The 25922-nt window shown below is 64.1% G+C and carries 18 protein-coding genes; 6 read left to right on the top strand and 12 right to left on the bottom strand.

Annotated elements, in window-relative coordinates:
- Nucleotides 1-65 precede the first annotated feature (65 nt).
- Complete coding sequence (gcvP, locus tag Lysil_RS06735; protein WP_103074718.1) at nt 66-3008, top strand: aminomethyl-transferring glycine dehydrogenase; 2943 nt, start codon at nt 66-68, stop codon at nt 3006-3008.
- Nucleotides 3009-3188: 180 nt separating this feature from the next.
- On the opposite strand, the gene Lysil_RS06730 is transcribed toward gcvP, so the two are convergent.
- Nucleotides 3189-4154 (bottom strand): sterol desaturase family protein, encoded by a 966-nt coding sequence (locus Lysil_RS06730; protein ID WP_103074717.1) that lies wholly within the window; start codon nt 4152-4154, stop codon nt 3189-3191.
- A gap of 235 nt (nt 4155-4389) precedes the next feature.
- Here Lysil_RS06730 and Lysil_RS06725 point away from each other — a divergent pair, with 235 nt between their 5' ends.
- A complete protein-coding gene (locus Lysil_RS06725) occupies nt 4390-7272 on the top strand; it encodes a TonB-dependent receptor domain-containing protein (protein WP_103074716.1) in 2883 nt (960 codons plus the stop codon).
- A 58-nt stretch (nt 7273-7330) separates the two neighbouring features.
- On the opposite strand, the gene Lysil_RS06720 is transcribed toward Lysil_RS06725, so the two are convergent.
- Nucleotides 7331-8242, bottom strand: coding sequence for an AraC family transcriptional regulator (locus Lysil_RS06720; protein WP_165782406.1), 912 nt, complete (start codon nt 8240-8242; stop codon nt 7331-7333).
- Between the two features lie 213 nt (nt 8243-8455).
- Between Lysil_RS06720 and bufA2 the strand changes: the two genes are divergently transcribed.
- From bufA2 to Lysil_RS06700, 4 genes are all read left to right on the top strand, one after another.
- Entirely contained in the window at nt 8456-8752 is a 297-nt protein-coding gene (gene bufA2, locus Lysil_RS06715) for a BufA2 family periplasmic bufferin-type metallophore (RefSeq protein ID WP_103074714.1), read from the top strand.
- Between the two features lie 72 nt (nt 8753-8824).
- Complete coding sequence (gene bufB / locus Lysil_RS06710) at nt 8825-9676, top strand: MNIO family bufferin maturase (RefSeq protein WP_103074713.1); 852 nt, start codon at nt 8825-8827, stop codon at nt 9674-9676.
- Nucleotides 9673-10461 (top strand): HvfC/BufC N-terminal domain-containing protein, encoded by a 789-nt coding sequence (locus tag Lysil_RS06705; protein ID WP_103074712.1) that lies wholly within the window; start codon nt 9673-9675, stop codon nt 10459-10461. The genes bufB and Lysil_RS06705 overlap by 4 nt, the downstream gene beginning before the upstream one ends.
- A 115-nt stretch (nt 10462-10576) precedes the next feature.
- The gene (locus Lysil_RS06700; protein ID WP_205756874.1) at nt 10577-10996 is read left to right on the top strand and encodes a DoxX family protein; all 420 of its coding nucleotides are present in this window, start codon (nt 10577-10579) and stop codon (nt 10994-10996) included.
- A gap of 69 nt (nt 10997-11065) precedes the next feature.
- Here the strand turns inward: Lysil_RS06700 and Lysil_RS06695 are convergent, their stop codons facing one another.
- From Lysil_RS06695 to Lysil_RS06650, 10 genes are all read right to left on the bottom strand, one after another.
- Complete coding sequence (locus tag Lysil_RS06695; RefSeq protein WP_103074711.1) at nt 11066-13714, bottom strand: M1 family metallopeptidase; 2649 nt, start codon at nt 13712-13714, stop codon at nt 11066-11068.
- 98 nt (nt 13715-13812) lie between these two features.
- Nucleotides 13813-15105, bottom strand: coding sequence for an adenylosuccinate synthase (locus Lysil_RS06690; protein WP_103074710.1), 1293 nt, complete (start codon nt 15103-15105; stop codon nt 13813-13815).
- An 89-nt stretch (nt 15106-15194) separates the two neighbouring features.
- Nucleotides 15195-16040, bottom strand: a complete 846-nt coding sequence (locus tag Lysil_RS06685) for an SPFH domain-containing protein (protein ID WP_103074709.1) — start codon at nt 16038-16040, stop codon at nt 15195-15197.
- Nucleotides 16037-17056 carry an SPFH domain-containing protein gene (locus Lysil_RS06680; RefSeq protein ID WP_103074708.1) on the bottom strand — a complete coding sequence of 340 codons (1020 nt, stop codon included), beginning with the start codon at nt 17054-17056 and terminating at the stop codon, nt 16037-16039. The genes Lysil_RS06685 and Lysil_RS06680 overlap by 4 nt, the downstream gene beginning before the upstream one ends.
- Before the next feature lie 5 nt (nt 17057-17061).
- Entirely contained in the window at nt 17062-18363 is a 1302-nt protein-coding gene (gene hflX, locus Lysil_RS06675; protein WP_103074707.1) for a ribosome rescue GTPase HflX, read from the bottom strand.
- A gap of 11 nt (nt 18364-18374) precedes the next feature.
- Nucleotides 18375-18743: an RNA chaperone Hfq gene (gene hfq, locus Lysil_RS06670; RefSeq protein ID WP_103074706.1), complete on the bottom strand. Its 369-nt coding sequence runs from the start codon at nt 18741-18743 to the stop codon at nt 18375-18377.
- 58 nt (nt 18744-18801) lie between these two features.
- The gene (gene miaA / locus Lysil_RS06665) at nt 18802-19794 is read right to left on the bottom strand and encodes a tRNA (adenosine(37)-N6)-dimethylallyltransferase MiaA (protein ID WP_103074705.1); all 993 of its coding nucleotides are present in this window, start codon (nt 19792-19794) and stop codon (nt 18802-18804) included.
- Nucleotides 19795-19812: 18 nt separating this feature from the next.
- Nucleotides 19813-21246, bottom strand: a complete 1434-nt coding sequence (locus Lysil_RS06660) for an amino acid permease (protein WP_103075036.1) — start codon at nt 21244-21246, stop codon at nt 19813-19815.
- Nucleotides 21247-21340: 94 nt separating this feature from the next.
- Nucleotides 21341-23803, bottom strand: a complete 2463-nt coding sequence (locus Lysil_RS06655) for a TonB-dependent receptor (protein ID WP_103074704.1) — start codon at nt 23801-23803, stop codon at nt 21341-21343.
- Complete coding sequence (locus tag Lysil_RS06650; protein WP_103074703.1) at nt 23800-25854, bottom strand: tetratricopeptide repeat-containing sulfotransferase family protein; 2055 nt, start codon at nt 25852-25854, stop codon at nt 23800-23802. The genes Lysil_RS06655 and Lysil_RS06650 overlap by 4 nt, the downstream gene beginning before the upstream one ends.
- Nucleotides 25855-25922: the final 68 nt, after the last annotated feature.

The raw sequence follows: 25922 nt of genomic DNA, 5'->3' as shown, positions 1-25922 counted from the left end.
TTTGCGCATGCAGCGCATGGGTGCGACCGATGTTCGTTCCCCACTCCCTGCCCGAGGTCGCTGCCATGTCGAACACCCCTACCCTGCGCCAGCTGGAAGACCACGACGCCTTCATCGCCCGCCACATCGGCCCCGGCGATGACGAAATCGCATCGATGCTGAAGACGCTTGGACACACGTCACTCGACGCGCTGACCGACGCGATCGTTCCCGCGAAGATCCGCAGCCAGGCGCCGCTGGCGCTGCCGGGCGCGCTCACCGAAGTCGAGGCGCTCGCCAACATCCGCACCCTCGCCAACCAGAACCAGGTGTTCCGCAGCTTCATCGGCCAAGGCTATTACGGCACCCACACGCCGAACGTCATCCTCCGCAACATTCTCGAGAACCCGGCGTGGTACACCGCCTACACGCCGTACCAGGCGGAAATCTCGCAGGGCCGCATGGAAGCGCTGATCAACTTCCAGACGATGGTCGCCGATCTCACCGGCATGGAAATCGCCAACGCATCCTTGCTGGATGAAGCCACCGCCGCCGCCGAAGCGATGACGCTGGCCAGGCGTTCGTCCAAGGTCAAGGGAAATACCATCGTGGTGTCCGGCGATGCGCACCCGCAGACCATCGAAGTGATGCGCACGCGCGCCGAGCCGCTGGGCCTGACGATCAAGCTGGCCAATTCGGCCGAAGAATGGGATGCCGCGATCGCCGCGGACGACTATTTCGCCGCGCTGATCCAGTATCCGGCCAGCAGTGGCTGGCTGATGGACTGGAGCGAAGAAGTCGCGAAGGTCCACGCCAAGGGGGCACTGGCCATTTTCGCCACCGACCTGCTGGCGCTGACGCTGCTGAAGACGCCGGGCGAAATGGGCGCCGATATCGTGATCGGCAATTCGCAGCGTTTCGGCGTGCCGTTCGGCTTCGGCGGTCCGCACGCCGCCTACATGGCCTGCCGTGACGCCTACAAGCGCAACATGCCGGGCCGTTTGATCGGTGTGTCGGTCGACACCGAAGGCAACAAGGCCTATCGCCTCACCCTGCAGACGCGCGAACAGCACATCCGTCGCGAGAAGGCGACATCGAACATCTGCACGGCGCAGGTACTGCTGGCGGTGATGGCGTCGATGTACGCGGTCTACCACGGCCCCGATGGCCTGAAGCGGATTGCCGGTCGTGTGTCACGCCTCGCCGCGATCCTCATGGCCGGCCTGCAGCAGCTCGGATACACAAAATCGCACCACGGCAGCGCCTTCGACACCATCAGCCTCAAGACCGATGGCAAGACCGACGCGTTGATCGCGCGCGCGCAGGCGCACGGCGTGAATCTGCGCAAGGCGTGGAACGATTACATCTGCATTTCGCTGGATGAAACCACCACCCGCGCCGACGTCGAACTGTTGTGGAAAATCTTCGCCGACGATAGCGCCAAGCTGCCCGACATCGAAGCGCTCGACGCCAGCGCACCCTCGCTGATTCCGATGCAATTGCAGCGCACATCGAAGTTCCTCACCCATCCGGTGTTCAACACCCATCACAGCGAACACGAACTGCTGCGCTACATGCGTTCGCTGGCCGACAAGGATCTGGCGATGGATCGCACCATGATCCCGCTCGGTTCCTGCACGATGAAGCTCAACGCCACCGCCGAAATGATCCCGGTGACATGGCCGGAATTCGCCAACATCCATCCGCTCGCACCCGCCGATCAGGCCCAGGGTTACAAGGCGCTGATCGACGGCCTCGAAGCGATGCTGGTGGAATGCACCGGCTACGACACCGTGAGCCTGCAGCCAAATTCCGGTGCGCAAGGCGAATACGCCGGCTTGCTGGCGATCCGCGCCTATCACGCCAGCCGCGGTGAAGCCCATCGTGATATCTGCCTGATCCCGGAGTCGGCGCACGGGACCAATCCGGCATCGGCGCAGTTGTGCGGGATGAACGTGGTCGTGACCAAGTGCGATGCCAACGGCAATGTCGATGTCGAGGACATCCGCAAGAACGCCGAGAAATACAGTGATCGCCTCGCCGCGCTGATGGTGACGTATCCCTCCACCCATGGCGTGTTCGAGGAAGCGATCGTCGAGATCTGCGAGATCATCCACGCCAACGGCGGTCAGGTCTACACCGACGGCGCCAACATGAACGCACTGGTGGGCGTCGCCAAGCCCGGCAAGTGGGGATCGGACGTCTCGCACCTCAACCTGCACAAGACTTTCTGCATTCCGCACGGCGGTGGTGGCCCCGGCGTCGGTCCGTGCGCGGTGAAATCACACCTCGCGCCGTTCCTGCCGAAGACCGCGCAGGACGATGCGTTGACCACCGACGGCGTCGGCAAGGGCGGCATGGTGAGCGCGGCCAGTTTCGGTTCGGCGTCGATCCTGCCGATCAGCTGGATGTACATCGCGATGATGGGCAATGAAGGCCTGAAGAAGGCCACGCAGGTCGCGTTGCTCAATGCCAACTACATCGCCAAGCGGCTGGCACCGCATTACCCGACGCTTTACACCGGTCGCAACGGACTGGTGGCGCACGAGTGCATCCTCGACTTGCGGCCGATCAAGGACGTCACCGGCATCAGTGCTGAAGACGTGGCGAAGCGTTTGATCGACTTCGGCTTCCATGCGCCGACGTTGAGCTTCCCGGTCGCCGGCACGCTGATGGTGGAACCGACCGAATCGGAATCGCAGTACGAACTCGACCGCTTCATCGACGCGATGATCCAGATCCGCGACGAAATCCGCATGATCGAGAACGGCAAGCTCGACCGCGAGGACAATCCGCTCAAGCATGCACCGCACACCGCGATGCAGGCCGCCTCCAACACATGGACGCACGCTTACAGCCGCGAACTGGCGGTGTTCCCGCTGGAATCGCTGAAGCAGCAGAAGTACTGGCCGCCGGTCGCGCGCATCGACAACGTGTACGGCGACAAGAACGTGTTCTGCAGCTGCATCCCGGTCGGCGAGTTCAAGGACCACGAGCCGGAAGCCTTCAGCGAACCGATGGCGGTTTGATCGCACGCGCTGGCTGGCGTGGGCGTGTTGTTGCTTTCAAGAGAAGAGCAAAAAACTCGCCACCGGCAGCGCCGTGCGGTTCGTCCGCAGTGGCCGACCATACGAGGCATGGACGCCGAGTCGAGCCTCCATGGATGGATTCACGGCGTGTCGGACACTGCGGATAACCGCTAAAGGCGCTCAGCCGGGCGATGAGCTTTTCAACGGCACCTGACTCTCCTCCAGTGCGTGCAAGTCGAAGTCACGCACCGACACCGGCCGGTAATTCGTGTTGAACGCGACATCGCCCGGCCGCCAGCCGGCGCGGCAGCGGAACGCGCCCCAGAAACGCTTCAGCACATACAGTTGCTGCGCGACGATGCCGCGACGATTGTCGGCATCCACCATCGGATCGCCGACGCCGGTCGGCCGCGGCGCTTCACCGTACAGCGCGGTGCCGAACACGATGTCCCACAGCGGGAACACCAGCGCGTAATTGCAGGCGTGCAGCGTCGGTCGTTCGGGATCGACACGCATGTGGTGCAGGCGGTGGTAGCGCGGATCGACCACCAGCTTGTCCAGCACCGGGCCGAAGCGCAAACGCACATTGGCGTGGCTGAGGTTCTGCAACAACTCGCCCGACAGCACGATCACCGCGTACTCCACTGGCGACACGCCGATCAGCACCGCGACGCCGGCGACGATCAATGATTCCAGCAGATCGTCGAGGTAATGATCGCGATCGTTCGACCAGCAGCCGATCTGGCGCTGGCTGTGATGCAGGCTGTGCAATGCCCACCACCACGGAATCGCGTGCTGCAGGCGGTGGATCGCGTAGTAGGTGAAATCGTAGATCGCGTAATAGACGAAAAACAACAGCAACGGATGGTGATCGAACCATGGAATGAATTGCTGCACGCTGATCACGCCAGCCGCATCGTTGCCGTCATCACCAAAGAAATGGCCCAGCGACGCGAGCACGCCATAGGCGAACAATGGCAGCACGCCGAACAGCTTGATCAACGTATAGGCACGATCGATCCGGGTGGCGCGATGATCCGTCCACTGCTCGACCGGCCAGCGTCGCTCCATCGGCCGGAACACCAGCGCGATCACCAGGACCTGGATCGTGGCGAGCAGGAAATATCGGACGATCTCGTCGCGCATGCTGGTTCGTGAGAATGAATGACTTCAGCAAATGATGGATTTTCGACCCTTCGCCCGGCTTTCGGTGATTGCCCCGCACCTTCGTGACGGTTGCGGCATCGCAATACTGCGCGGTTGGCGAAAATCGTCTAGATTGTGAATCGAACGTGACCGGAACATGACGCGGAGTCAACGCCGCGTGCCGGGAGCGCGCTGGGACATCCCGCACATCGCATTCATCGTCTAAGAGGGACTCATGCCAAATCGCACGGCGCCTGTCGCCCATCGCCTTTCCATCGCGCTCCTCGCGGCGCTGTCCTTGCCCGCCTTTGCCCAGCAGGCCGATCAGGTTTCCGCCACCCAGCAGCCGGACAAGAGCAGCCTCGGCACGGTGACAGTCACCGGTTCGCGCATCAAGCGCACGGACGTGGAAGCGGCGATGCCGGTCACCATCATCCACAGGGCCGAGATCCAGGCGCAAGGCATCACCTCGGCGGAACAGTTGCTGCAACAACTGAACATCGCCAGCAACAGTCCCGACAGCCTGGCCGCCAACAGCGGTATCGCTCCTCCCGGCACGCGCGGCAACAACGGTGTGTCCGGCGCCAACCTGCGTGGACAGGGCGCCGATGCCACGCTGGTCCTGCTCAACGGCAGGCGCGTGGCCGCACACGGCCTTGCTGGCCAGGTGGTGGACCTGAACTCGATTCCCTTCGCCGCCATCGATCGCGTGGAAGTGTTGCGCGACGGTGCATCGGCGATCTACGGCACCGACGCCATCGGCGGCGTCATCAACTTCATCACCCGCACCGACTATCAGGGCCTGCAACTGACCTCCGGCGTGGACGTCACCCAGGAAGGCGGCGGCAACATCTACCACGCCAGCATGCTCGGCGGCTGGGGCAACCTCGACAAGGACCGCTGGAATGTCTGGGCCGCAGTGAATGCGAAGAAGAACGACGCCCTCCGCGGCAACCAGCGCGACTTCGCCAACAGTTTCCAGCCGAATCGCGGCCTGTCCCCGGATACCCGCGGCACACCGTTCGCTACAGTCGGCACCGGCACCGGCAGCATGATCGGCAGTGGCCTGAAAGACCCGGCCAGTGGCCTCACCAAGACGTCGATCAACACGCTCAACCTGCCCGGCGGTGCCGGCTGCGCCAACGGTGGCGACATGATGGGCCCGTACGACGCGAATATCTGGGCCAGCCCCAGTGCCAGTTTCGCCTGCGCCTGGGATTACGGCCGCGCGCGCACCATCCAGCAGCCAGTGAAAACCTTGCAGGCAATCGGTCGCGCCACTTTCAGGATCGGCGAGCACCATGAGTTTTTTGCCGAATTCATGGCTTCGAAAGTCACGTCGAAGCGCCAGTTCGAAGCGCAACAACTCTCGACCAGCATCAATGCCAGTGCCACCCAGCTTGACGCCTACGAGTTGAACGCGAACACCAAGGCGACCTACGACTCGATCTACAATCAGTTGCTCAATTACTTTGGTCCACAGGCCAACCTGGTCTATGGCAAGCCGATCACCTACCGCTGGCGCTGCGAGGCCTGCGGCCCGCGCCAACTTGAAACCACGACCAAGGCCTACCGCCTGCTGCTCGGCCTGACCGGCACCCTTGGCACCTGGGATTACAACGTCGGCCTGTCGCGCGCGCAGAGCAAGGCCCAGTCGACCCTTGCGGGTGGCTACTACTACACGCCGCAACTGAAAGCGATGCTGAAGAATGGCGTGCTCAACCCGTTCCTGATGCCCGGACAAACGCAATCGGCGGCAGCCGAGGCCGCATTGGCCGCAGCCGATGCCACCGGCCTGGAGTTGTACAACGGCACCACCGCCATGACCACGTTCGATGCCAGCTTCAGCGGCAGCCTCGGCTTCCATCTGTGGGCCAAGGAGAAGGTGCAGGCCGCCGTCGGCGTCGATGTGCGCCGCGAGGAATACCAGTTCGATGGGCCGGCACAATGGGCGCTGGGCAATGCCTTTGTCTTCGGCCCACCCGGTGATTCGGCGAATTACATGCCGAAGAAGACACGCAACGTGAAAGCGATATTCGCCGAATTCAACGTGCCGGTGTTCGACAGCCTGTCACTGGATCTGGCAGTGCGCCACGACAGATATGACGGTTTTGGCGGCACCACCAATCCCAAGTACTCGTTCAAGTGGCAGCCGGTGGACTGGCTGGCCTTCCGCGGCTCGTACAGCACCGGGTTCAAGGTGCCCGATTTCGCCAAGCTCTTCCGTGGTGTCACCGAAAGCCAATACACCGGCCTCGACCTGGCCGATCCGGCAATCTGCCCGAAGGGCCAATTCAATCCGAATGTCGTCAACTGCAGCGTGCAGATCCGCCCCAATATCCTCAGCGGCGGCAATCCCAAGCTGGCGCCGGAAAAGGCCAAGCAGAAGAGCATCGGCTTCGTCCTCGCGCCCACGCGCAACAGCAACCTCACCGTGGACTGGTGGGAAATCGAGCGCACCAACACGATCCGCAGCGGCTTCAGCCTGAGCACGATGACCGCGAACTATCCCCTGTACGCGTCCAACTTCATTCGTGATTCCAGCGGCAACATCATCGACGTCGACCAACGCTACATCAACACCGGCGGCACCCTGACCCGCGGCATCGAACTGGATGCCAATGTCGGCGGCAAGCTCGCCGGCGGCAACTGGAATGTCCACCTCAACGGCAATTACCTGCAGGCCTTCCGGACCAAGAGCTTCGATGACCTGCCCTACAGCGACAACCTGGTGGGCGAATACGACCGCTACTTCAACCTGCCGATCAAGTGGAAGCACACGCTCGACTTCAGCTGGCGCAAGGGCAACTGGGCGCATACCCTGACCCAGGTCTATCGCGGCGGCTACAAGGACTGGCAACCGCCGGGCATCGCCAACGGTTACCGCCCGCCGGACTGGGATCCCAACGTGAAGGCATACATCACCTACAACTACAGTGCCAGCTGGAATGCCGCCAAAAACCTGAGGCTGACCTTCGGCATCCGCAACCTGCTCAATACCAAACCACCGTTCACCATCCGCTATCTGGATGATGGCGACGGCGCCGCATGGGAAGCGCGCGTGGCCGATCCGCGCGGACGCGCCTTCAATGCGTTGGTGGAATACAACTTCATGTAAGTGCAACACCTGACAACGGATCGTGTACGGAAGAAAGCCCCGCAATGCGGGGCTTTCTTCATCCCATGTCATCCTCGCTGCGCGCACGCCCGGGACCAATCCCTTCGAGCCGCTTGAAGAAACGCCGGAACGCGGCCTCGCTGCGATACCCCATCATTTCCGCGACAGCGGCGACGGAAAACCGTCGGTTCTTCAGCAGGCGTCGTGCTTCGGTGGCGCGCCATTGCGCGAGGTACTGGATCGGCGGCATGCCGACCACCTGGGTAAACAGTTCCGCGAACGAGGTGCGCGACATCCCGGCGACATGCGCCATGCCCTGGATCGTCCAGTCTTCCCCGGGCTGCATGTGCACGGCCGCCAGCGCTTTCGACAAGCGCGCATCGACCAGCGCCGCCAGCAATCCGCGAGGCTGTTCGGCACGCCGCACGTATTCGCACACCGCCATCGTGAACAACGAATCGGCGAGCTTGTTCTGCATCACTTGCCGGCCCCAGCGCGCATCACGGCTGTTGCTCGCCAGCAGTTCCGCGAGCTGGCGAAACGCCGGGCCGCTTTCTTCGGACCGGATGACGAAACACGACGGCAATGCCGCGAAGATCGGGTTGCCGTGGCCGCCGAGGAAGTCCAGTTCGCCGCAGAGCATGCAGGTATTGGAATGATCGCCAAGTTCTGGCAAGTGGGGATCCGGGCCAGCGGACAACATGTGGCTGCAGCCGCCGGGAAAGACGATCAGGTCGCCCCTGTCCAGATGCAGGGGCTGCTGCAACGCTTCGCCGGTGATCCAGCACCCACCCTCCGTCACCAGATGGAACTGGCCGTGCGGCGTGGCCGGCTCCTGCTCGAACCACACACCGCCGCAATAAGCCACGTTGGCGGTGATCTCCACGCGGATGCGGTAGGCACCCAGCACTGTTTCCAGCACGTTGTCGATACTGTCGGGGCCCATCGCGGGATTCGTGTTCTCGTGCATCGCCCTATCCTGAAGGCAGGCATCTGCCTTGGCCATGTCCAATGATGCGCCAGCCATGCCCAAGCGTCCGGATTGCCTGAATCGGGGTTGACCCGCGGACGTTCGGGCATGGCAGCGGGACGCGAGGGGATATCGACGGACACTTGATGGGCGTCAAATGGGCATGCCGCCGGACCACGACGGCTTCCCTCTACAACCATTCGAGGTTTCCCCATGAATACCCAGATCAAGAATGCTTCCGGACTGTCCGTCGCCCTGGCCGCTGCCGCCCTGTTCATGACCGCTCCGATCGTGCAGGCCGCTGACAGCGGTAGTGCGCCGATGGGCCACTGTATGGGCGCCAACGCCTGCAAGGGCCAAGGCGCATGCAAGAGCACCAGCAATGCCTGCAAGGGCCAAAACGCGTGCAAGGGCAAGGGCTTCACCGAAGCGACCAAGAAGGATTGCAAGGTCGCCGGCGGCCATTTCGAGAAGGTCAAGGCTGCGACGGCAGAGCCGGCCAAGTCCTGAGCGACCGATGCCCTGTCCCTTCCGCGCGAAGGGACAGGACTTTGGCATCGACGCAATCGCGGAGCACACCCCATGACACGCCCATTGCAGGGATTCGGCCTCGGCTTGCGGCCCGAATACTACGAAAACGCGCTCGCCGCGGATTGCCCGGTCGACTGGTTCGAGATCATCAGCGAGAACTACATGATCGATGGCGGCCGCCCGTTGCATGTGCTGGATGAAGTCGCCGAGCGCTACCCGCTGGCGATGCATGGCGTGTCGCTGTCGATCGGCGGACGCGATCCGCTCGATCGCGACTACCTGCGCAAGCTGTCCGCGCTCGAGCGACGCGTGCGTCCGGCACTGGTCTCCGATCACCTGTGCTGGACCGGCGGCGATGGCATCCAGTTGCACGATTTGTTGCCGCTGCCGCAGACCGACGACGCCGTGCGTCATGTCGCGGCACGCGTGCGCCAGGTCCAGGACGCATTGGGCCGACAGATCCTGCTGGAGAACGTCTCCAGCTACCTCCGTTTCGCCGACAACACGCTCGACGAAGCGCAATTCCTCGCCGCGATCGTGGCCGAGTCCGGTTGCGGCCTGCTGCTCGACGTCAACAATATCTACGTCAACGGCCACAATCATGGCGTCGATCCGTACGCGATGCTCGATGCGTTGCCGGTCGACGCAGCGAAACAACTCCACCTCGCCGGCCACACCAGCGATACGCAAGGCAGTGGCCTGTTGATCGACACCCACGACCAACCCGTGTGCGAGGCCGTGTGGCATCTGTACGCACACGCCGTACGCCGCTTTGGTGACGTGCCGGCGATGATCGAACGCGACGACAACTACCCGCCGTTTTCCGAACTGCTGGATGAACTGTCGCGAGCCCGCGCGATTGCCGAATCGGCGCCCGCAATGCAACGCAAGGAGGCGGCATGAACGCGCCATCCCCCGCCCTCTTCGCGCAACAGGACGCATTGCGGCACTGGTTGATCAACGGCAACTCCGCCGTTTCCGGTTTCATTGGCGAAGATCGCCGCGATGATCGCCTGCGCATCTACGCCGATGCCTACCGACTGCGCCTGATCGACGTGCTCGCCAACGATTTCCCGGTGTTGCACGCGCTGGTCGGCGAAGAAATGTTCGACACGCTCGCGGAAGGCTATCTGCGCGCCCATCCGTCACGACAGCCGTCGGTTCGCCATTTCGGCAGCGGCTTTCCTGCCTGGATCCACCATCACGAACATCCGGCGACATGGTCGGCACTCGCGCAATTCGAATGGATGCAGGGCGAAGTGTTCGATGCCGTCGATGCGCCGGTGCTTGGGTTCGATGATCTCGCCACGCTCACGCCCGATGCATGGCCCGCACTGCGCCTGCGCCTGCAACCGGCCATGCGGGTGGTGGAGGTTGCCGCCGGCATTCCCGCGATGATCGAAGCACATCACGCTGGCGAACCGCTGCTTGCCGCGGTTGGTGATGTTCCCACCCGATGGCTGTTGTGGCGCCACGATTTCCGCGTGCACTGGCGTCGTCTCGATGACGATGAAGCCGCGTTGCTTGCACTAGCCAACGATGGCGCGACCTTCGCCGAACTCTGCGCACGACTGGCCACGTCGCTCCCCGAAGCCGATGCCGCGTTGCGCGCGATCGGACTGATCAAACGCTGGATCGCCGATGACCTGATCGCCGCCACGATTCTTCCCGAAAACACGACGACCTGAGGAATCCACCATGCAACGCTGCGCCACTTTCTTGAAGAAACCGCCGATCAATCCCCCGTCAATGCAGGCAACGACAGCGAATGCATCCATTGCGATCCGCATCCATGATCGGCTGGTGGCAGCCACCACCCGCCTCGACTGGCTCGCGCCATTGCTGCTGCGCCTGGTGTTCGGTTATTTCTGGGCGGAAACCGGTTGGGCCAAGCTGGTCAACCATGCGGGCTTCGCCGAACGTTTCGCCAACTGGGGCGTTCCGTTCCCGGATCTCAGCGCCACGCTCAGCGGCGCCACCGACCTGGTCGGCGGCGTGCTGCTGATGCTGGGATTGATGACGCGACTCACCACCCTGCCCATGATCTTCAACATGGTGATCGCGCTGGCACTGGTGGTGCTGCCCAGCATCTCGATGCTGGACGATTTCGTCGAACTCAACGAAGTGCTCTACATCCTGGTGCTGTTCTGGTTGTTCATGGCCGGGCCGGGGCGCGCCAGCCTCGACCATCTGATCCTCAAGCGGATGACCCGCGCGGGTTGAACGGCCGTATCCGAAACGACAAAAAACCCGCCTTTCGGCGGGTTTTTCTTTGCAACTCCGGCAGCTCGATCAGCCGCCGTTCTTCGCCAACCACGCATCGATGGCCGGCAACTGCTCGCGGCGCACCTTGATGCGGTACTCGATGTTGGCGATCGCGGTCTCCGATTCGCGACGCGAGGTCGGCGCCAGGTACTTCTCGGCATAGGCGCGGATCTTGCCGATCATCGCCGGATCGAACGAACTGCTGCCGAGGCCGGCGTAGTAACGGCTCAACGACGAGGCGTCGACCAGCTTGTCGATCTGTCCGCGATGCGCCATCGCCCAGTCGAACACCATGTCCGGATGGTCGAACGCAGCGCCGCGGATCATCCCCGCGCTCACCGTCGCGCCCGGCTCGTCCGTCAGAGCAAGATCAAGCGCCTTCTGCGTCAACGCCTGGTCTTCCGCACCCGCCAGCAGCGAATACATCTGCGACTTCACCATCGGTGTCGGCGCCGACTTGGCCATCGCGTGCAGCTGGTCCCATTCCGCCGGCGTGGCCTTCGCACCGACCATGCCGAGCACGGTGCGACGCATTTCCGGAGTCATCGCCCCACCCGCCTGCAACGTGGCGAAACGCTTGCGCGCCTCGGCCAGCGTCGCCGCATCACCCATGTCGCCGAGCGTGCCGATCAGGGTCATGCGCAGCGCCTTCACCGCCGCGGAATCGCTGGCCTGCTGTTCCCAGCCCAGCTTGTCGAGCATCGGACGCAGGCGCTTCACCGCATACGACTGGAACGCACCGCGGTTGGCGTCGTTCTTCTTGTAGGCGTTGATGGTGGCAAGCGAACCGACGAAGCTCTGCTGCACCTGCGGCTTGGAATCGGCGTTGATGCTGCGGGTCAGTTCGAGGTAATCGGCGATCGGCTGGCGACCGGCCGTTCCCAGCGACCAGGTATCGCTCATCAGGCCGAGCTGATCGATCGGCTTGAGTTGCGCAAAGGCCTTGCTGATCGCCGCGAACTGGTCGGCGGAATAGTGCGTGCGGTAGTAACCGGCCTGGCCGGCATTGACCAGCACCGGGCCGCAACCTTGCAGGGTGATGCTGCCCTTGCCGTCACGCACCAGCGTGCGCGAATCCGGATGCCCCACCACCTGCGCCAACACCGGCACGCGCCAGCGCAGCGGCGTCTTGTCGGGGCGATCGCGGGTGAACTCGCCCTGGGTCAGCTGCACCGTGGTCTTGCCGTTGCTGCAGGTCGCGCTGCCGACATCGATCTGCGGGATGCCCGGCTGCAGGGTGAAGTCATGCGCGATGTCCTTGATCGGCATCTTGCTGCCCTCGTCCATCGCGTTCCAGAAATCGTCGGACACGGTGTTGGAATAGGCGTGCTTCTTGATGTAGCGGCGCACGCCGGCGCGCCACGCGTTCTCGCCGAGATAGTTCTCCAGCATGTGGATCACCGATTCGCCCTTGGAATAGGTGATGGTGTCGAAGGCCTGGCTGGCCTGTTCCACCGTCTCGACATGCTGCACCACCGGATGCGTGGTCGCCACCGAATCGCGGCCCATCGCACCTTCGCGCACGAACACCATGTTGATCGCGGTTTCCCATTCCGGATGCAGCTTGGCGGTGGTGCGACCTTCCATCCACGACGCGAAGCCTTCGTTCAGCCACAGGTCGTCCCACCAGCGCATCGTCACCAGATCGCCGAACCACTGGTGCGCCATTTCATGCGCATCGGTGGTGAACACGCCGATCTTGTTGCCTTCGGTCGAGACCTTGGGATCGAGCAGCAACGCGTATTCGAAGGTGAAGATCGCACCCCAGTTTTCCATCGCGCTGAAGAACTGGCTCTGGCCCGGCGCAGCGATGTTGTCGAGCTTCGGCAGCGGGTACTTCACGCCGAAGTAGTCGTTGTATTCGTTGATGATCTTGGCGCCGGATTCCAGCGCGAAATCGGCCTGCGAGACCATGCCCTTCTGCGCGATCACGCCGATCTCGGTGCCGCCCGCGGCCTTGGTGGTCCTGCGATCGAAATCACCAAGACCGAAGAACAGCAGGTAGGTCGACATCTTCGGCGAGGTACCGAAGGTCACGCGCTTCATGCCGTTGCCGGCGTCCGCGCTCGACTTGACCGGCATGTTGCTGACGGCCATCTGGTCCTTCGGCACCACCGCGCTGAGGTCGAACACCGCCTTGTAGTTCGGTTCGTCCCAGCTCGGGATGAAGCGGCGCGCGTCGGAGTTTTCGAACTGGGTGTAGAGCGCACGCTTCTTGCCGTCCTTGGTGTCGTAGTCGAGGGCGAAGATGCCAACGGCCTGCGTGCCGATCTTGCCGGTGTAGTGCGTGGACAGCACGTAGCGACCCGGCTTCAATTCCTTGTCGAAGGTGAAGGTCGCGGTCTGGTTGGCCGCATCGATGCTCACCTGTGGCGTCAGCGCGCCGCCAGCACCCTTCAGGCTGGTCTGCGAGAACGCCATGTCGATGGCGTTGAGGGTGATGGTCTTCGTCGGATTCACCACGGCGAGATCGATCGAGACCACGCCGTCGAAGTTCATGTCCTGCGCATGCGGCGTCACTTCCACCGTGTAGTGCAACGGCACCGTGGTGCGCGGCAGCTGGGTGGTCGTGGTGGTGTCGATGCGCGGCAGCGCGGACGCGGCTGCAGGCTTGGTGGCGGCGTGCGCCTGGCCCGCAAGCGCGGCAGCGATGGCAAGACTGAGAATGCGGGACATGAACGCTCCGGTTCCGTGGTGGGAAACCGGAGAGTCTGGGGCCGCACGCCGCGTGCGCCCACCGCCGGAAGTCATGCTCCGGCTGGAAACTCACCCATTCAGGCGAAGGGATCCTGAAGAATGATGTTGGCGTCGCGGTCGGGACCGGTCGAAACGATCGCCAGCGGGCAGCCGGCCAGTTCTTCCAGCGCCCGCAGATAGGCGCGGGCCGCGGCCGGCAGCTTGTCCCACTCGGTGATGCCGGCGGTCGATTCCTGCCAGCCCGGGAATTCCAGGTACACCGGCGTGCACTCTTCCCAGCCCTTGGCGTCGAGCGGCGCGTATTCGCTGCGCTTGCCGCGGTATTCGTAGGCGATGCACATCTTCAGCGTTTCCATCCCGTCGAGGATATCGAGCTTGGTGATGCACAGGCCAGTGATGCCGTTGATCGCCACCGCGCGCTTGAGCGCGACGATGTCCATCCAGCCGCAGCGGCGCGGACGGCCGGTGGTGGCGCCGTATTCCTGGCCACGATCGCGGATGCCCTGGCCGATCTCGTCATGGAGTTCGGTCGGGAACGGACCACCGCCGACGCGCGTGGCGTAGGCCTTGGCGATGCCGAGCACGTAGTCGATGGCATCGGCGCCGACGCCGGTGCCGGCCAGCGCGCCACCGACCGTGGTGTTGCTCGACGTCACGTAGGGATATGTCCCGTGGTCGATGTCGAGCAGCGAGCCCTGCGCACCCTCGAACAACACCTTGCGGCCCTGCTTGCGCAGATCGTGGAGGATGCCGGCGACATCGGCCTTCATCGGCTCGACGTATTCGCCGAAGGCCAGCGCTTCGTCCAGCGTCTGCTGGTAATCGACCGCATCGACCTTGAAGTACTGGGTCAACACGAAGTTGTGATAATCGAGCGCGGCGCGCAGCTTCTCGGCCAGCTCGTCGGGGTAGTGGAGATCGGCGATGCGGATGCCTCGGCGCGCGACCTTGTCCTCGTAGGCCGGGCCGATGCCGCGCCCGGTGGTGCCGATCGCCGACTTGCCGGCGGCCTTCTCGCGCGCCTGGTCCAGCGCGATGTGGTACGGCATGATCAGCGGCGTCGCCGGCGAAATCTTCAGGCGCGATCGCACCTCGACGCCATTGCCTTCCAGCTCGGCGATTTCCTTCTTCAGCGCTCCCGGATGCAGCACCACGCCGTTGCCGATCAGGCACAGCGCGTCGTCGCGCAGGATGCCGGACGGGATCAGGTGGAGGACGGTCTTCTTGCCGGCGATCACCAGCGTGTGGCCGGCATTGTGGCCACCCTGGAAGCGCACCACCGCACCAATGTCCTGGGTCAGCAGATCGACGATCTTGCCCTTGCCTTCATCGCCCCACTGGGCACCCAACACAACGACCGATTGACCCATTTCCAAGCTCCAGACGTGAGAAAAGCCGAGGCGAGCCCCGGCTTTTCGACATTGTACGCCTGTCGGGCGGATGCGGCCAGCGTGCGGTGTCAGTGGGCGTAGCGGAGCGCCTGGAACGCCGGATCGTCCAGCGAAACCGGCTTGCCGGCCACTCGCGCGCGCCGATAGGCCATTGCGGCACGGTCGAACGCGGCCGCCTGCGGGTCATCGCCGGCGGCTTCCGCGTAGATGCGCGCCGCCTCGGCCTCGCCATCGGCGCGCCGCGCATCCGCACTCTTGCGCGCCTCCGCCAGCAATTGCGCGCGCGCAGCGTCGGCCTGCGCCTTGGCGGCTTGCAACTGGGCCTGCGCATCGACACGGGCGCGGGCGATCACGACATCCTGCGAGGTGCGCATCCCGGACTGGATGGCAGCGGCGGTCGGGCTGCCGGTGGCGATGCCGATCCCGGCGTCACCGCGATCCTCGATCTTCAATCCGAGCTTCCCGGCGGCGGTATCCAGCGTCGCGTTGTTCGTCCACACGGCCTGGCCACGATCGACCAGGGCTTGCGGGAATGTCTGCGCATGCAAGGCGGGGAGTGCCGTGGACTGCAATTCCGCGGCAATGCGATCGCGCGGCGCGGCCGGATTCGCGCGCGTCGCTTCGGCGTATTCCGCGGCATCGGTCACGCGCGCCAGCAGCCATGGCGATTGCACCAGTTCGCGGCCATCGCTCGTGGTTTCACGCACGTCGGGTTGCAGCACCACGCGCGCGGGCACGCGCTGCACGTGGTCGAGCAACGGCCATTTCAGGTGCAATCCGGTGGCGAGGTTGTTGCGCACACCGTTGATCGGCGACGTCACCACCGCCAACTGCCCGGGCTCGACGCGGAAGCTGGCATCGAATGCCGCCAGCGCCAGCACGAACAACAGGAAACTTGCTGCCAGCGACTTCATCGCTGTCCCCCCGCTTCCGGTCGGCGGCGATCCACGCTGCGATCGACCTTGCGCGAATCATCGCGCTGCGGGCGCACGCTGTCCGTCGCTGTGGGCAATGCCGGAGACGGGGAAGATGCGACCACCGTGGTCGTCGCGGGTGCGGGGTTGATCGTTGCACTGTCGCGCACTGCACCCTGCAACACTACGTCGCGGGTAACGAGCGGCGATGCGCGATATTGCGCCGCCAATGCGCGGTAATGCGCGGCATCGCCCTGGGCATCGAGCACGCGCGCTGCGCGATCGCGTTCGGCCGCGGCGAGCATGGCGTCGGCTTCGGCCTGTGTCGCCGGCGACTGCTTCTCCGCTTCCGCCTTGACGTCGGCTAGCGCGCGCGCCTGTTCGTCCTGGATGGTCTTGAGCGTCTCACCGGAATCACGCACGGCGCCCGGCAATACCGGCGCCGACCACGTCACCGACAACGGTTTCACGCCAAGACCAGCGTGTTGCACGCGCGCCTGCAATGCCGTCAGCGCCGGCACTGACAATTGTCCGTCGCGACCGCCCAAGGTCGCCAGCGATCCGGCCACCACTTCTGTCGATACCGCATCGCGCACCATTCGCCGCAACGCGTCCTGCACCACCTCATGACTGTTGGAGAGATAGCGCAGCGGATCGTCGATGGTGTAGCCGACCTGCAACGGCAGATCGAACATCGCCGGATCACCGACCACCACCGGCAAGGTGTCGTCGATGGACTGGCGGCCGCCGATGTCGATCCCGGTCGCGCGTTCCAACGGCCACGGCAGCTTGAAATGCACGCCCGGCTGCACCACCCGCAACGGCTGGCCGAGGCGCGAGATCACTGCCTGCCGCCCTGCCCCGACCACCACCACGCTGGACAACGCCAGCCACGCCCCCAGCACGATGCCCGTCCACAACCACGAGCCGCCCGGCAACCAGCCGCGCAGGTCGAGTCGCGGACGCGCTGGCGCGTCGACGGGATCACTGTGTTTTCCGGGGGGAGTCCAGGCCATGGCGCTTAAATGGGGTCGGGTTCCGGTTCGGGCAAGAGTAGACGCAGCGGCTCGGCGTCACCGGCGGCGAGCAGGCGCAGGACGTCTGTTTCCGGCAGGTCGATGGCGACATGCCAACCGGCGTCATCGTGGGTCTCGGACTGGATCGCATCCAGCGCGTGCAGGCGCGCGCGCAGGCGTCCGGCATCGGCGGGCAGATGCAATTCGCCGATCACCCGGCGCAACGCGAAGACATCGCCCAGGGCATCGCGCAGATGCTCAAGGCCGATGCCATCGCGCGCCGATAGCCACACCCGCGGACGATCATCGGTCGGCACGTCGCGGCGCGCTTCGGCGCCGTCGATGCGATCGATCTTGTTGAACACGAGGATCTGCGGCAAGTCGCCGGCACCGATCTCGGCCAGTACGGCATCGACCTGGGCGATGCGATCGTCGCGATGCGGATCAGCGGCGTCGATCACGTGCAACAGCAGGTCGGCCTCGCGCGCTTCGCTCAGGGTCGAACGGAACGCGGCCACCAGATCATGGGGAAGATCGCGGACGAAACCGACGGTATCGGCCAGCAGGGCGTGGCCACCGGAAATCTCGATGCGGCGAACGGTGGGATCGAGTGTCGCGAACAACTGGTCGGCGGCGTAGGCCTCCGCTCCGGTCAGCGCGTTGAACAGTGTCGACTTGCCAGCATTGGTGTAACCGACCAGCGCGACACGCGGCAGTTCGCTGCGGGTCCGCGCGCGGCGCATCTGGGTGCGCTGCACCTCGACTTTTTCGAGCTTGCGTTGCAATTGTTCCAGTCGCGTCTGCAGCAGGCGACGATCGGTTTCCAGCTGGGTTTCGCCGGGCCCGCGCAGGCCGATGGAACCGCCGCGCTGGCGCTCAAGATGGGTCCAGCCGCGCACCAGGCGCGTCGCCAGATGCTTCAACTGGGCGAGTTCGACCTGCAGCTTGCCTTCGTGCGATTGCGCACGCTGGGCGAAGATGTCGAGGATCAATCCGGTGCGATCGATCACGCGCCGCTCAAGAGCACGCTCAAGGTTGCGCTCCTGCACCGGCGTCAGCGAGTGATTGACCAGGACGAGATCGGCGCCACTGGCTTCGACGATCGCCTTCAGTTCCTCGAGCTTGCCCGTGCCGATCAACGTCGCCGCATTCGGGCGATCGATGCGCGCGTTGGCAGTGGCCACGACTTCGGCGCCGGCGGAGCGCGCCAGTTCGACGAACTCCTCCAGCACATCCTCTTCCAATCGGCTGCCACGGTGCGGTTGCACCAGCAGCGCATGTTCACCCTTGCGGGAACGCTCGAACAATGTCGCTCCCGTCAGCCGTGATGCGGCGGCTGGTCATCGTCTTCTTCATCTTCGTCGTCGTAGCCGTCATCGTCTTCATCTTCGTCGTGGTCGTCCGCGCCCATGCTGCGCGCCGGCGAGTCCTGCTGGACATAGGCACCGGTCGGCCCCACGCGCACCGCGCGCGCCGGTACCACGGTGGAGATCGCGTGCTTGTACACCATCTGGCTGGTGGTTCCGCGCAACAACACCACGAACTGGTCGAACGATTCGATGGTGCCCTGGAGCTTGATGCCGTTGACCAGATAGATCGACACCGGCACGCGCTCGCGGCGCAGGACATTGAGGAAGGGATCTTGCAGGGACTGCGGCCGGGGGGCCTGGGAATTGCGCTGCTGCATGGGAATCTCTTTTTTTGAAGTTTTTATCGGCCCGCGTCTCTGGCGCGGTCCGATTAGTCTACCGGAACCCGGCAAAACGCCCGCCCAACGGCGTTCCGCGCAGGAACAGTCCGAGCGCGTCGACGATTCCCCCCCGTTCCCGCTGGGCATCGAAGCGGCGCACGTCCAATTGCGCGCGCAGCCACGTCATCTGGCGCTTGGCGAGCTGGCGGGTGGCGTAAATGGCGCGACTGCGGAAGTCCCCGGCGTCGATCCGGCCATCGAGATGCTCCCACGCCTGCCGATAGCCGACCGCGCGAATGGCAGGGAGATCGAGCGGCGCCGGATGGTTGGCCAGTTGCGGCAATGCACGCAGGCGTCGAACTTCATCGAGGAAGCCACGTTCCAGCATCGCGTCGAAACGGCGTTCGATGCGCGCATGCAATTCATCGCGCGAATCCAGCACGAGCGCCAGTTTCAGCACCCGCACCGGCCAGCGCGGTGCATGCAGGTGTTCGCGCTGCCACTGCGTGATCGGCTTGCCACTGAGGCGGAACACTTCCAGCGCGCGCTGGATGCGCTGGGGGTCAGTCGCATGGATGCGTGCCGCCGCTTCGGGATCAACCAACGCCAGCTCCGCATGCAGCGCCGGCCAGCCTTGCAATTCCGCTTCGGCACTGATCGCCGCGCGCGTCCCGGCGTCGGCGGCCGGCATCGGCGCCAACCCGCAGAACAGCGCATGGGCATAGAGACTGGTGCCTCCAGCGAGGATCGGCAGCGCACCGCGTTCGACGATCCCGGCGACGGCGGAACGCGCATCCTCCACGAATTCGGCGACGGAATACGGTTGCCAGGGATCGCGGATGTCGATCAGGTGATGCGGCGCGCGCCGTTGTTCCTGCGCGCTCGGCTTGGCCGAACCGATATCGAGCCCGCGATAGACCAGCGCCGAATCGATGCTGACGATTTCGCCACCGATGTGTTCGGCGAGTTCCAGCGCGAGATCGGTCTTGCCTGACCCGGTCGGCCCGAGCAGTGCGATCGCGAGCGGGCGCGCGTCACCACCGGTCATCGCCGCACCATCACCACATCAGTCATTGCGCGCGAGCATGCTGTGACTGCGCGCGTAGACGAAATACACCACCACGCCGATCGTGTTCCAGGTCAGGAACCACAATTGCGTCTTTTGCGGCAGGCTCCAGAACAGATACAGGCAACCGAGGATGGCCAGCGGTCCGACCAGCCACGCCATCGGCGTGCGGAAGCTGCGCGGACGGTTCGGTTCGCGCTTGCGCAATACCAGCAGGCAGGCACCGACGGCGATGAAGGCCGCCAGCGTCCCGGCATTCGCCAGTGCCGCGATTTCATCCAGTCGCGCCACGCCCGCCAGCGCTGCCACCAGCACGGCGGTGAACGCGGTGATGGCGACCGGCGTGCCGGTACGTGCGTTCACCTTCGACAATCCGCGCGGCAACAAGCCATCACGCGACATCACGAAGAAGATGCGGCTCTGGCCGTAGAAAAACGCCAGCAACACCGTCGGCAGCGCGATGATCGCAACGATGCCGATCAGCAGCGCCACGGTGCCGTGTCCGAGTTCGCGCATGATCAACGCCAGCGGCTCGGCGCTCTTGCCGAACACGCCGAAGTTCATCGCGCCAACGGCAGCGAACGCCACCAGCATGTAGATGAGCGTGCAGCCGATCATCGAACCGATGATGCCGATGGACAGATCGCGTCCCGGATTCTTCGTTTCCTCCGCCGCGGTGGAGATCGCATCGAAGCCGTAGAACGCGAAGAAGATGATCGCAGCCGCCGCCATCACCCCGCGCTCGACACCATCGGCGCCCATCGCTTTGGGAAATCCGTAGGGCATGAACGGGTGCAGGTTGTCGCTGTTGAATGCCGGCATCGCCACCGCGACGAAGATCGCCAGCGCGATCAGCTTGAATACCACCAGGAACGCATTGATCGTCGCGCTTTCGCGCGTGCCCGCCATCAGCGCGCCGGCGACCACGAACACGATCACGACTGCCGGCAAGTTGATGATCCCGCCTGCGTGCGGACCCGCCGCCAGTGCATGTGGCAAGGCCACGGCCCAGCCGGTCTGGTGCTGCATCCATTGCAGGAAACCGGCGAAATAGCCCGACCAACCCACCGCGACCGTGCTCACCACCAGCGAATATTCGAGGATCAGGCTCCAGCCGATGATCCACGCCAGCCCTTCACCCAAGGCCGCATAACTGTAGGTGTAGGCACTGCCCGCCGCCGGCATCATCGTCGACAGTTCGGCATAGGCCAGCGCCGCACAGGCGCAGACCACGCCGGCGATCAGGAACGACAACAGCACCGCCGGCCCTGCCTTCTCCGCACCGACGCCGATCAGCGTGTAGATGCCGGTGCCGACAATCGCGCCGATCCCGAGCGCGACCAGATGCGGCCACGACAACGTCGGTACCAGTCGCCGCCCTTCCTCGTGCTCGGTGATGCGGTTGATGTCCTTGCGGCGAAGCAGGCTGTGCATGCGGCTGTGTCCATCGGTGGCGCGACGCGCGAATGGCCACAGCATAATCGAACGAACCGGCCGGCCCGAAGGCCGACCGGTGGTGACGCGCGGATCAGAAGTCCCGGCGGTAGCGGATGCCGACGGTGCGCGGACGGATCGGCGTGGAGTAGACCGAGCCGGCGACGGTCGGATTGGCGCCGCAAACCGCTTCAAGGCATTCCAGGCCGCGTTTGGTGATGCCGCGCGAATCGGTCAGGTTGCTGGCATACAGTTCCACGTTCCACTTGTCGGTACCGAAGCCTGTGGAGAGATCGAACGTGGTGTAGGCCGCCATATTGCCCTTGATCCCGTTCTCGAACGTGCGCAGATCCGAGCGACGCTCGCCGACGTGGGCGACGACACCCTGGACATAGGCGTTGTACGAAGCGAGGTTGAAGGCGTAACGGGCCACCAGGTTGCCCTTGAACTTCGGCGCGAACGGCAGCGCTGCACCCTTTGGCGCCAGCAGATCGGCCCCGGAGCAATTCGTCCTCACGTTGCCGCTGGCATCCAGCGAGCAGTAGTTCTGCGTCAGGCGTGGCTTGTAGGCGCCAATGGAGCCGGTGAGCGTGAGATTGTAGGTCGCGGCCCACGTCAGATCCATTTCGGTGCCGTCGATCTGCGCCTGGTTGGCGTTGCGGATTTCCGTCAGGCCGTTCAGCCCCAGGAACGAGAACTGGAAGTCCTTCCAGCGCTGCGAAAACACCGCACCATTGAAGCGCAGGCGGTTGTTCAGCCAAGTCGTCTTCCAACCCAACTCGTAGTTGGTGAGGGTGTCGGCGAGATAGAACGCGTGTTCGTCGCTCACCGCACGGCGATTGATTCCGCCCGGGCGATAGCCCTGCGACCAGGTGGCATAGACCATCTTGTCCTTGTCGAAGTGATACGTCAGGTTGGCGCGACCGAGATTGCCGCTTTCGCTCACGCTCTTGTTGAAGTCGCTGCACGGCGCACCGTTGAATCCCGGCCACTTGCTGCGATCCGGCCCATACAACAACTGGCACTTGGCTTCGCCTTTTTCGGGGTTGCTGGAATAACCAAGCCCGTATCCGAAGAAACCCTCCAGGCTGTTGTGCGCGCGGTAATGACGAATGCCGCCGGTGATGGTCAGGCTCTTGGTGATGTCGAAAGACGCTTCGCCGAACACCGCTTCGTCATGATCGCGACGTTGCTGCCGCGTCAACCAGATGGTGCCCGGCCAGCCGCCCACCGAGAGATTGTCGGCAAGTCCATCGATGCGATAGTCCTGGAAGATGTTGTGCGTCTGCGTCTGCACGAACAGGCCACCGACCACGCGGAAGCGATTTTCCACTGGCGAGGCGAGGCGGAGTTCGTGGCTGGTCTTGCCGTAGCCGTCGCGCGCCTGGATGTACTGCGACGGATTGACCATCGCGCCATTGTTGTCGACCCAAGCCGTGCCGGAACCGAACAAGGTGTCGTACCAGAAGCTGTAATCGTTGTAATCGGAGGCGGTATCGACCGTGCGCTTGAGGTGCGCATAGGCATAGGTGAGATCGAAGTTGCCAATCTTGCCCTGCACCGTCAACGCCGCCTGCCACCAGCGGTCTTTCGTCCATTCCGGTTTGAAGTGGCCAACCTTCAGGTCGCCGATGGCAGGGTCGAAGGCGAACTGGCCGTTGGTCTTCTGGGTCTGTCCCATGATGCCTGGCGTGATGCTCCAGCCATCGTCGAGATCGATCTTGAGCGCAGCGCGCGCACCGGTGCTGTGCGAATCGTTGTAGCGGTTGCGAACCAGTTCGGCATTGTCGCTGGTGAGACCGGACGACGGGTACGTACGCGTCTGGTGGACATTGTTGATGAATCCCGCATCAGTCTTGTCCCAAGCCACCAGGCGGACCGCGGCGCGCTTGCCCAGCGGGATGTTGACGAAACCTTCCTTGACATTGCCGAGACCGCCACCGTGCACCGTGTTCACTTCCAGGCCGAAACCTGCCTGGAAAGCGCTCGGGTCCGGTTTGTTGGTGATGATGCGCAGCGTGCCCGATTCCGAACTGGCGCCGTAGAGCGTGCCTTGTGGCCCCGCCAGTGCTTCGATGCGCGCGACATCGTAGATATGGATGTCGAGTGGACCGGTGATGGTGGTGATCGGCTCTTCGTCAAGATAGACGCCGACGCTGGGCAACGAACCGGAGTGGTTGGCGTTGTCACCGCTGACCACGCCGCGCATGTACGGCTTGTCGAACCCCGGGCCATCGTTCTGGAACGACACCGATGGCAGCAGCTTGGCGTAATCCTCGAACTTGTTGACGTGCAATTCCTCGAGTTTCTGCTGGCCGAGCACCTGGATGCTGATCGGCACTTTCTGCATGTTCTCGCTGCGCTTCTGCGCGGTCACGATCACCTGCCCGAGATCCCCAGCCTGGTTCTTCTTCTGCGATTCGCTCGCTTGTTGCGGCGCTGGCGCGGTGGCGTCCTGTGCATGAGCCACCGGCACGCAGGCAATGGCGATCGCGACCGCAAGCGGCAGGCGCGTGGGCGGGCGACAGGAACGACGATCGGGACTTCTCGATTTCATGCGGTCTTTCCTTCTGGGGCGGGGCGGGAAACGCCGGAAAACACCGGCACGGTGGGGTACAACGAAAGGACATCGCCCAGCGCGGCCTCGAGCGGGCCAAGCCAGGGTTGGTAGTGGCGCCAGTGGTCCACGCCATCGCGATAGATCGGCTGGCGCACCTGTTCGGAACTGGCGGTGCGCACTGCGCGGCGATTCTCGAAGAAGCGCAGGCAACCGTCCTCGAAGGGCAGGCCGCAATACGCCAGCAGCGCGCGTACTTGCATTTCGGTGTCGTCGACCATCGCTTCGTAGAACACGCGATGGACGCGACCGGGCAGCACGTCGTCGACATGCGCCATCAGTTCCACGTAATCGCGGTAATAGCGGCCGACATCGGCGAGGTCATAGGTGAAGGATTGTCCGCGTGCGAACTGTTGCTTGAACCCGGAAAAGCCGCAGGCCAGCGGATGGCGGCGCGCATCGATGATGCGTGCATTCGGCAGCATCAGATGGATCAGGCCGATGTGCAGCCAGTTGTTCGGCATCTTGTCGATGAAGGACGGCGCGCCGTCCTTGCGTTGCACTTTGGTGCGCTCAAGATAAAGGCGACCGAGTTCGGCCACTTCGTCGCGATCCAGCGATGCCAGCAGCCCGTGATACGGCGCCTGCCCCGCAGGATCGACGCGCTTGCGCAACTGGTGTGCCAGCGCCAGCACTTCCGGCAATTCCATCGTGCCTTCGACCTGGCTGTGGCTCGACAGGATCTGCTCGATCAACGTGGAGCCGGCGCGCGGCAATCCGACGATGAATATCGGATCGGCATCGGGCGCGCCCCAACCCGCGCGTTCGCGGAAGAATTCGCGGGTGAACATGCGTTTTGCCTGCGCCGCCCGCGCGCTGACGTCGCCGGCATCGTAGGGAATCATGCGCTTGCGCAAGGCATTGCCGCGGGCGTAATGGGCGAATGATGCTTCGTACTCGCGTGCGTCCTCGCGCGCCTTGCCGGCCGCGAATTCGAAATGCAGGCGATCTTCGTCGCTCAACGACGGATCAGCGAGGCGCAGCTCGATTTCGGCGAGATCTTCCTTGGCGAAATGGAAGGTCTTGAGATTGGCCAGGCTCCACCACGCTTCACCAAACGTGGGCTGCAATTCCGCGCTGCGGCGATAGGCACCGACGGCATCGGCCTGCTGTCCGGCGGTTTTCAACGCGTGACCGTAGCTCAGCCAGATTTTCGGTTGCGCCGGAAATTCGGCGACGATGTCGCGATACAGCGCGATGGCCTGATCGTAATCGCCCAAGCGCGACAGCATTACCGCCTTGAGGTTGCGATTGGCGGGGCTATGCGGATCGGCCGCCATCAATCGCTCGGTTTCGGCCAACGCTTCCTCCATCCGATTGGCCCGGTGCAACACCTGCACCAGGTTCTGGCGCGCTTCGTGGAAATCGGGCGCCAGTTCCAGGCAGCGCCGCAGCAGCGATTCGGCGTCGCCATATTCACCGAGGCGCGCCGCGACTTCGGCGAGCATGCGGATCGCGGCGACGTCGGTTGGCGCGTCCTTCAGGCGCTCGCGCAGCAGCGATTCGGCGAGCGGAAGTTCCTCGCGCGTCAATGCATCGGCCGCCTGCATCAGCAGCGGATCACGGCCCGACTGGCGGACGTGCTCGAGATAGGCCGCGCCCGCGCCGGGATCGCCCGTTGCAGCCAGCGCATCGGCCAGCATCCGCCATGCGGCGGGATGTGGCGACTGCCCGCGAATGACCGCCTGCAAGGGCGCCACCGACTCGGCATGCCTGTCGAGCGCGAGCAAGGCCTGCGCATGATCGAACTGCACCTGCGCGATCCGGGGATAACGCTCGCACAGGGACTGCAGCTGTCCCTGAGCCTCCTGCCAACGCCCCTGCCCGGCCAGCGCGCGCGCCAGGATGTGTTCGGCAGCGGGATGCGGCCCGACCTTGGCAATGATTTCCTGTGCCTGTGCCTCGGCCATTCGCGGCGACTCCCCGAGCAGCCGCGCCGCATGCGCGAGCGCAGTCTCGAGTGTCCCGGATGGTTCGGAACTGGCGTGCATCGGAGAGGGAATCCTGAATGCCAACCCCGGAAGCTACGCGGTTGTTAAGATTCCGACAAGGGGGTGTG

It is taken from the genome of Solilutibacter silvestris, from assembly GCF_002895945.1.
Taxonomy (GTDB): Bacteria; Pseudomonadota; Gammaproteobacteria; order Xanthomonadales; family Xanthomonadaceae; genus Solilutibacter; species Solilutibacter silvestris.
Note: the sequence above shows the minus strand (reverse complement) of the source record. Positions and strands in the feature narration are given on the sequence as shown.

Bases quoted from the DNA above. Each gene is read 5' to 3' on its own strand.
- Lysil_RS06730 (WP_103074717.1), bottom strand. From the start codon at position 4,154: ATGCGCGACGAGATCGTCCGATATTTCCTGCTCGCCACGATCCAGGTC.
- miaA (WP_103074705.1), bottom strand. From the start codon at position 19,794: ATGACCGGTGGTGACGCGCGCCCGCTCGCGATCGCACTGCTCGGGCCG.
- bufB (WP_103074713.1), top strand. From the start codon at position 8,825: ATGACACGCCCATTGCAGGGATTCGGCCTCGGCTTGCGGCCCGAATAC.
- Lysil_RS06660 (WP_103075036.1), bottom strand. From the start codon at position 21,246: ATGCACAGCCTGCTTCGCCGCAAGGACATCAACCGCATCACCGAGCAC.
- gcvP (WP_103074718.1), top strand. From the start codon at position 66: ATGTCGAACACCCCTACCCTGCGCCAGCTGGAAGACCACGACGCCTTC.
- Lysil_RS06695 (WP_103074711.1), bottom strand. From the start codon at position 13,714: ATGTCCCGCATTCTCAGTCTTGCCATCGCTGCCGCGCTTGCGGGCCAG.
- Lysil_RS06650 (WP_103074703.1), bottom strand. From the start codon at position 25,854: ATGCACGCCAGTTCCGAACCATCCGGGACACTCGAGACTGCGCTCGCG.
- Lysil_RS06720 (WP_165782406.1), bottom strand. From the start codon at position 8,242: ATGCACGAGAACACGAATCCCGCGATGGGCCCCGACAGTATCGACAAC.
- bufA2 (WP_103074714.1), top strand. From the start codon at position 8,456: ATGAATACCCAGATCAAGAATGCTTCCGGACTGTCCGTCGCCCTGGCC.
- Lysil_RS06725 (WP_103074716.1), top strand. From the start codon at position 4,390: ATGCCAAATCGCACGGCGCCTGTCGCCCATCGCCTTTCCATCGCGCTC.
- Lysil_RS06685 (WP_103074709.1), bottom strand. From the start codon at position 16,040: ATGAAGTCGCTGGCAGCAAGTTTCCTGTTGTTCGTGCTGGCGCTGGCG.
- Lysil_RS06705 (WP_103074712.1), top strand. From the start codon at position 9,673: ATGAACGCGCCATCCCCCGCCCTCTTCGCGCAACAGGACGCATTGCGG.
- hfq (WP_103074706.1), bottom strand. From the start codon at position 18,743: ATGCAGCAGCGCAATTCCCAGGCCCCCCGGCCGCAGTCCCTGCAAGAT.
- Lysil_RS06690 (WP_103074710.1), bottom strand. From the start codon at position 15,105: ATGGGTCAATCGGTCGTTGTGTTGGGTGCCCAGTGGGGCGATGAAGGC.
- Lysil_RS06655 (WP_103074704.1), bottom strand. From the start codon at position 23,803: ATGAAATCGAGAAGTCCCGATCGTCGTTCCTGTCGCCCGCCCACGCGC.
- Lysil_RS06680 (WP_103074708.1), bottom strand. From the start codon at position 17,056: ATGGCCTGGACTCCCCCCGGAAAACACAGTGATCCCGTCGACGCGCCA.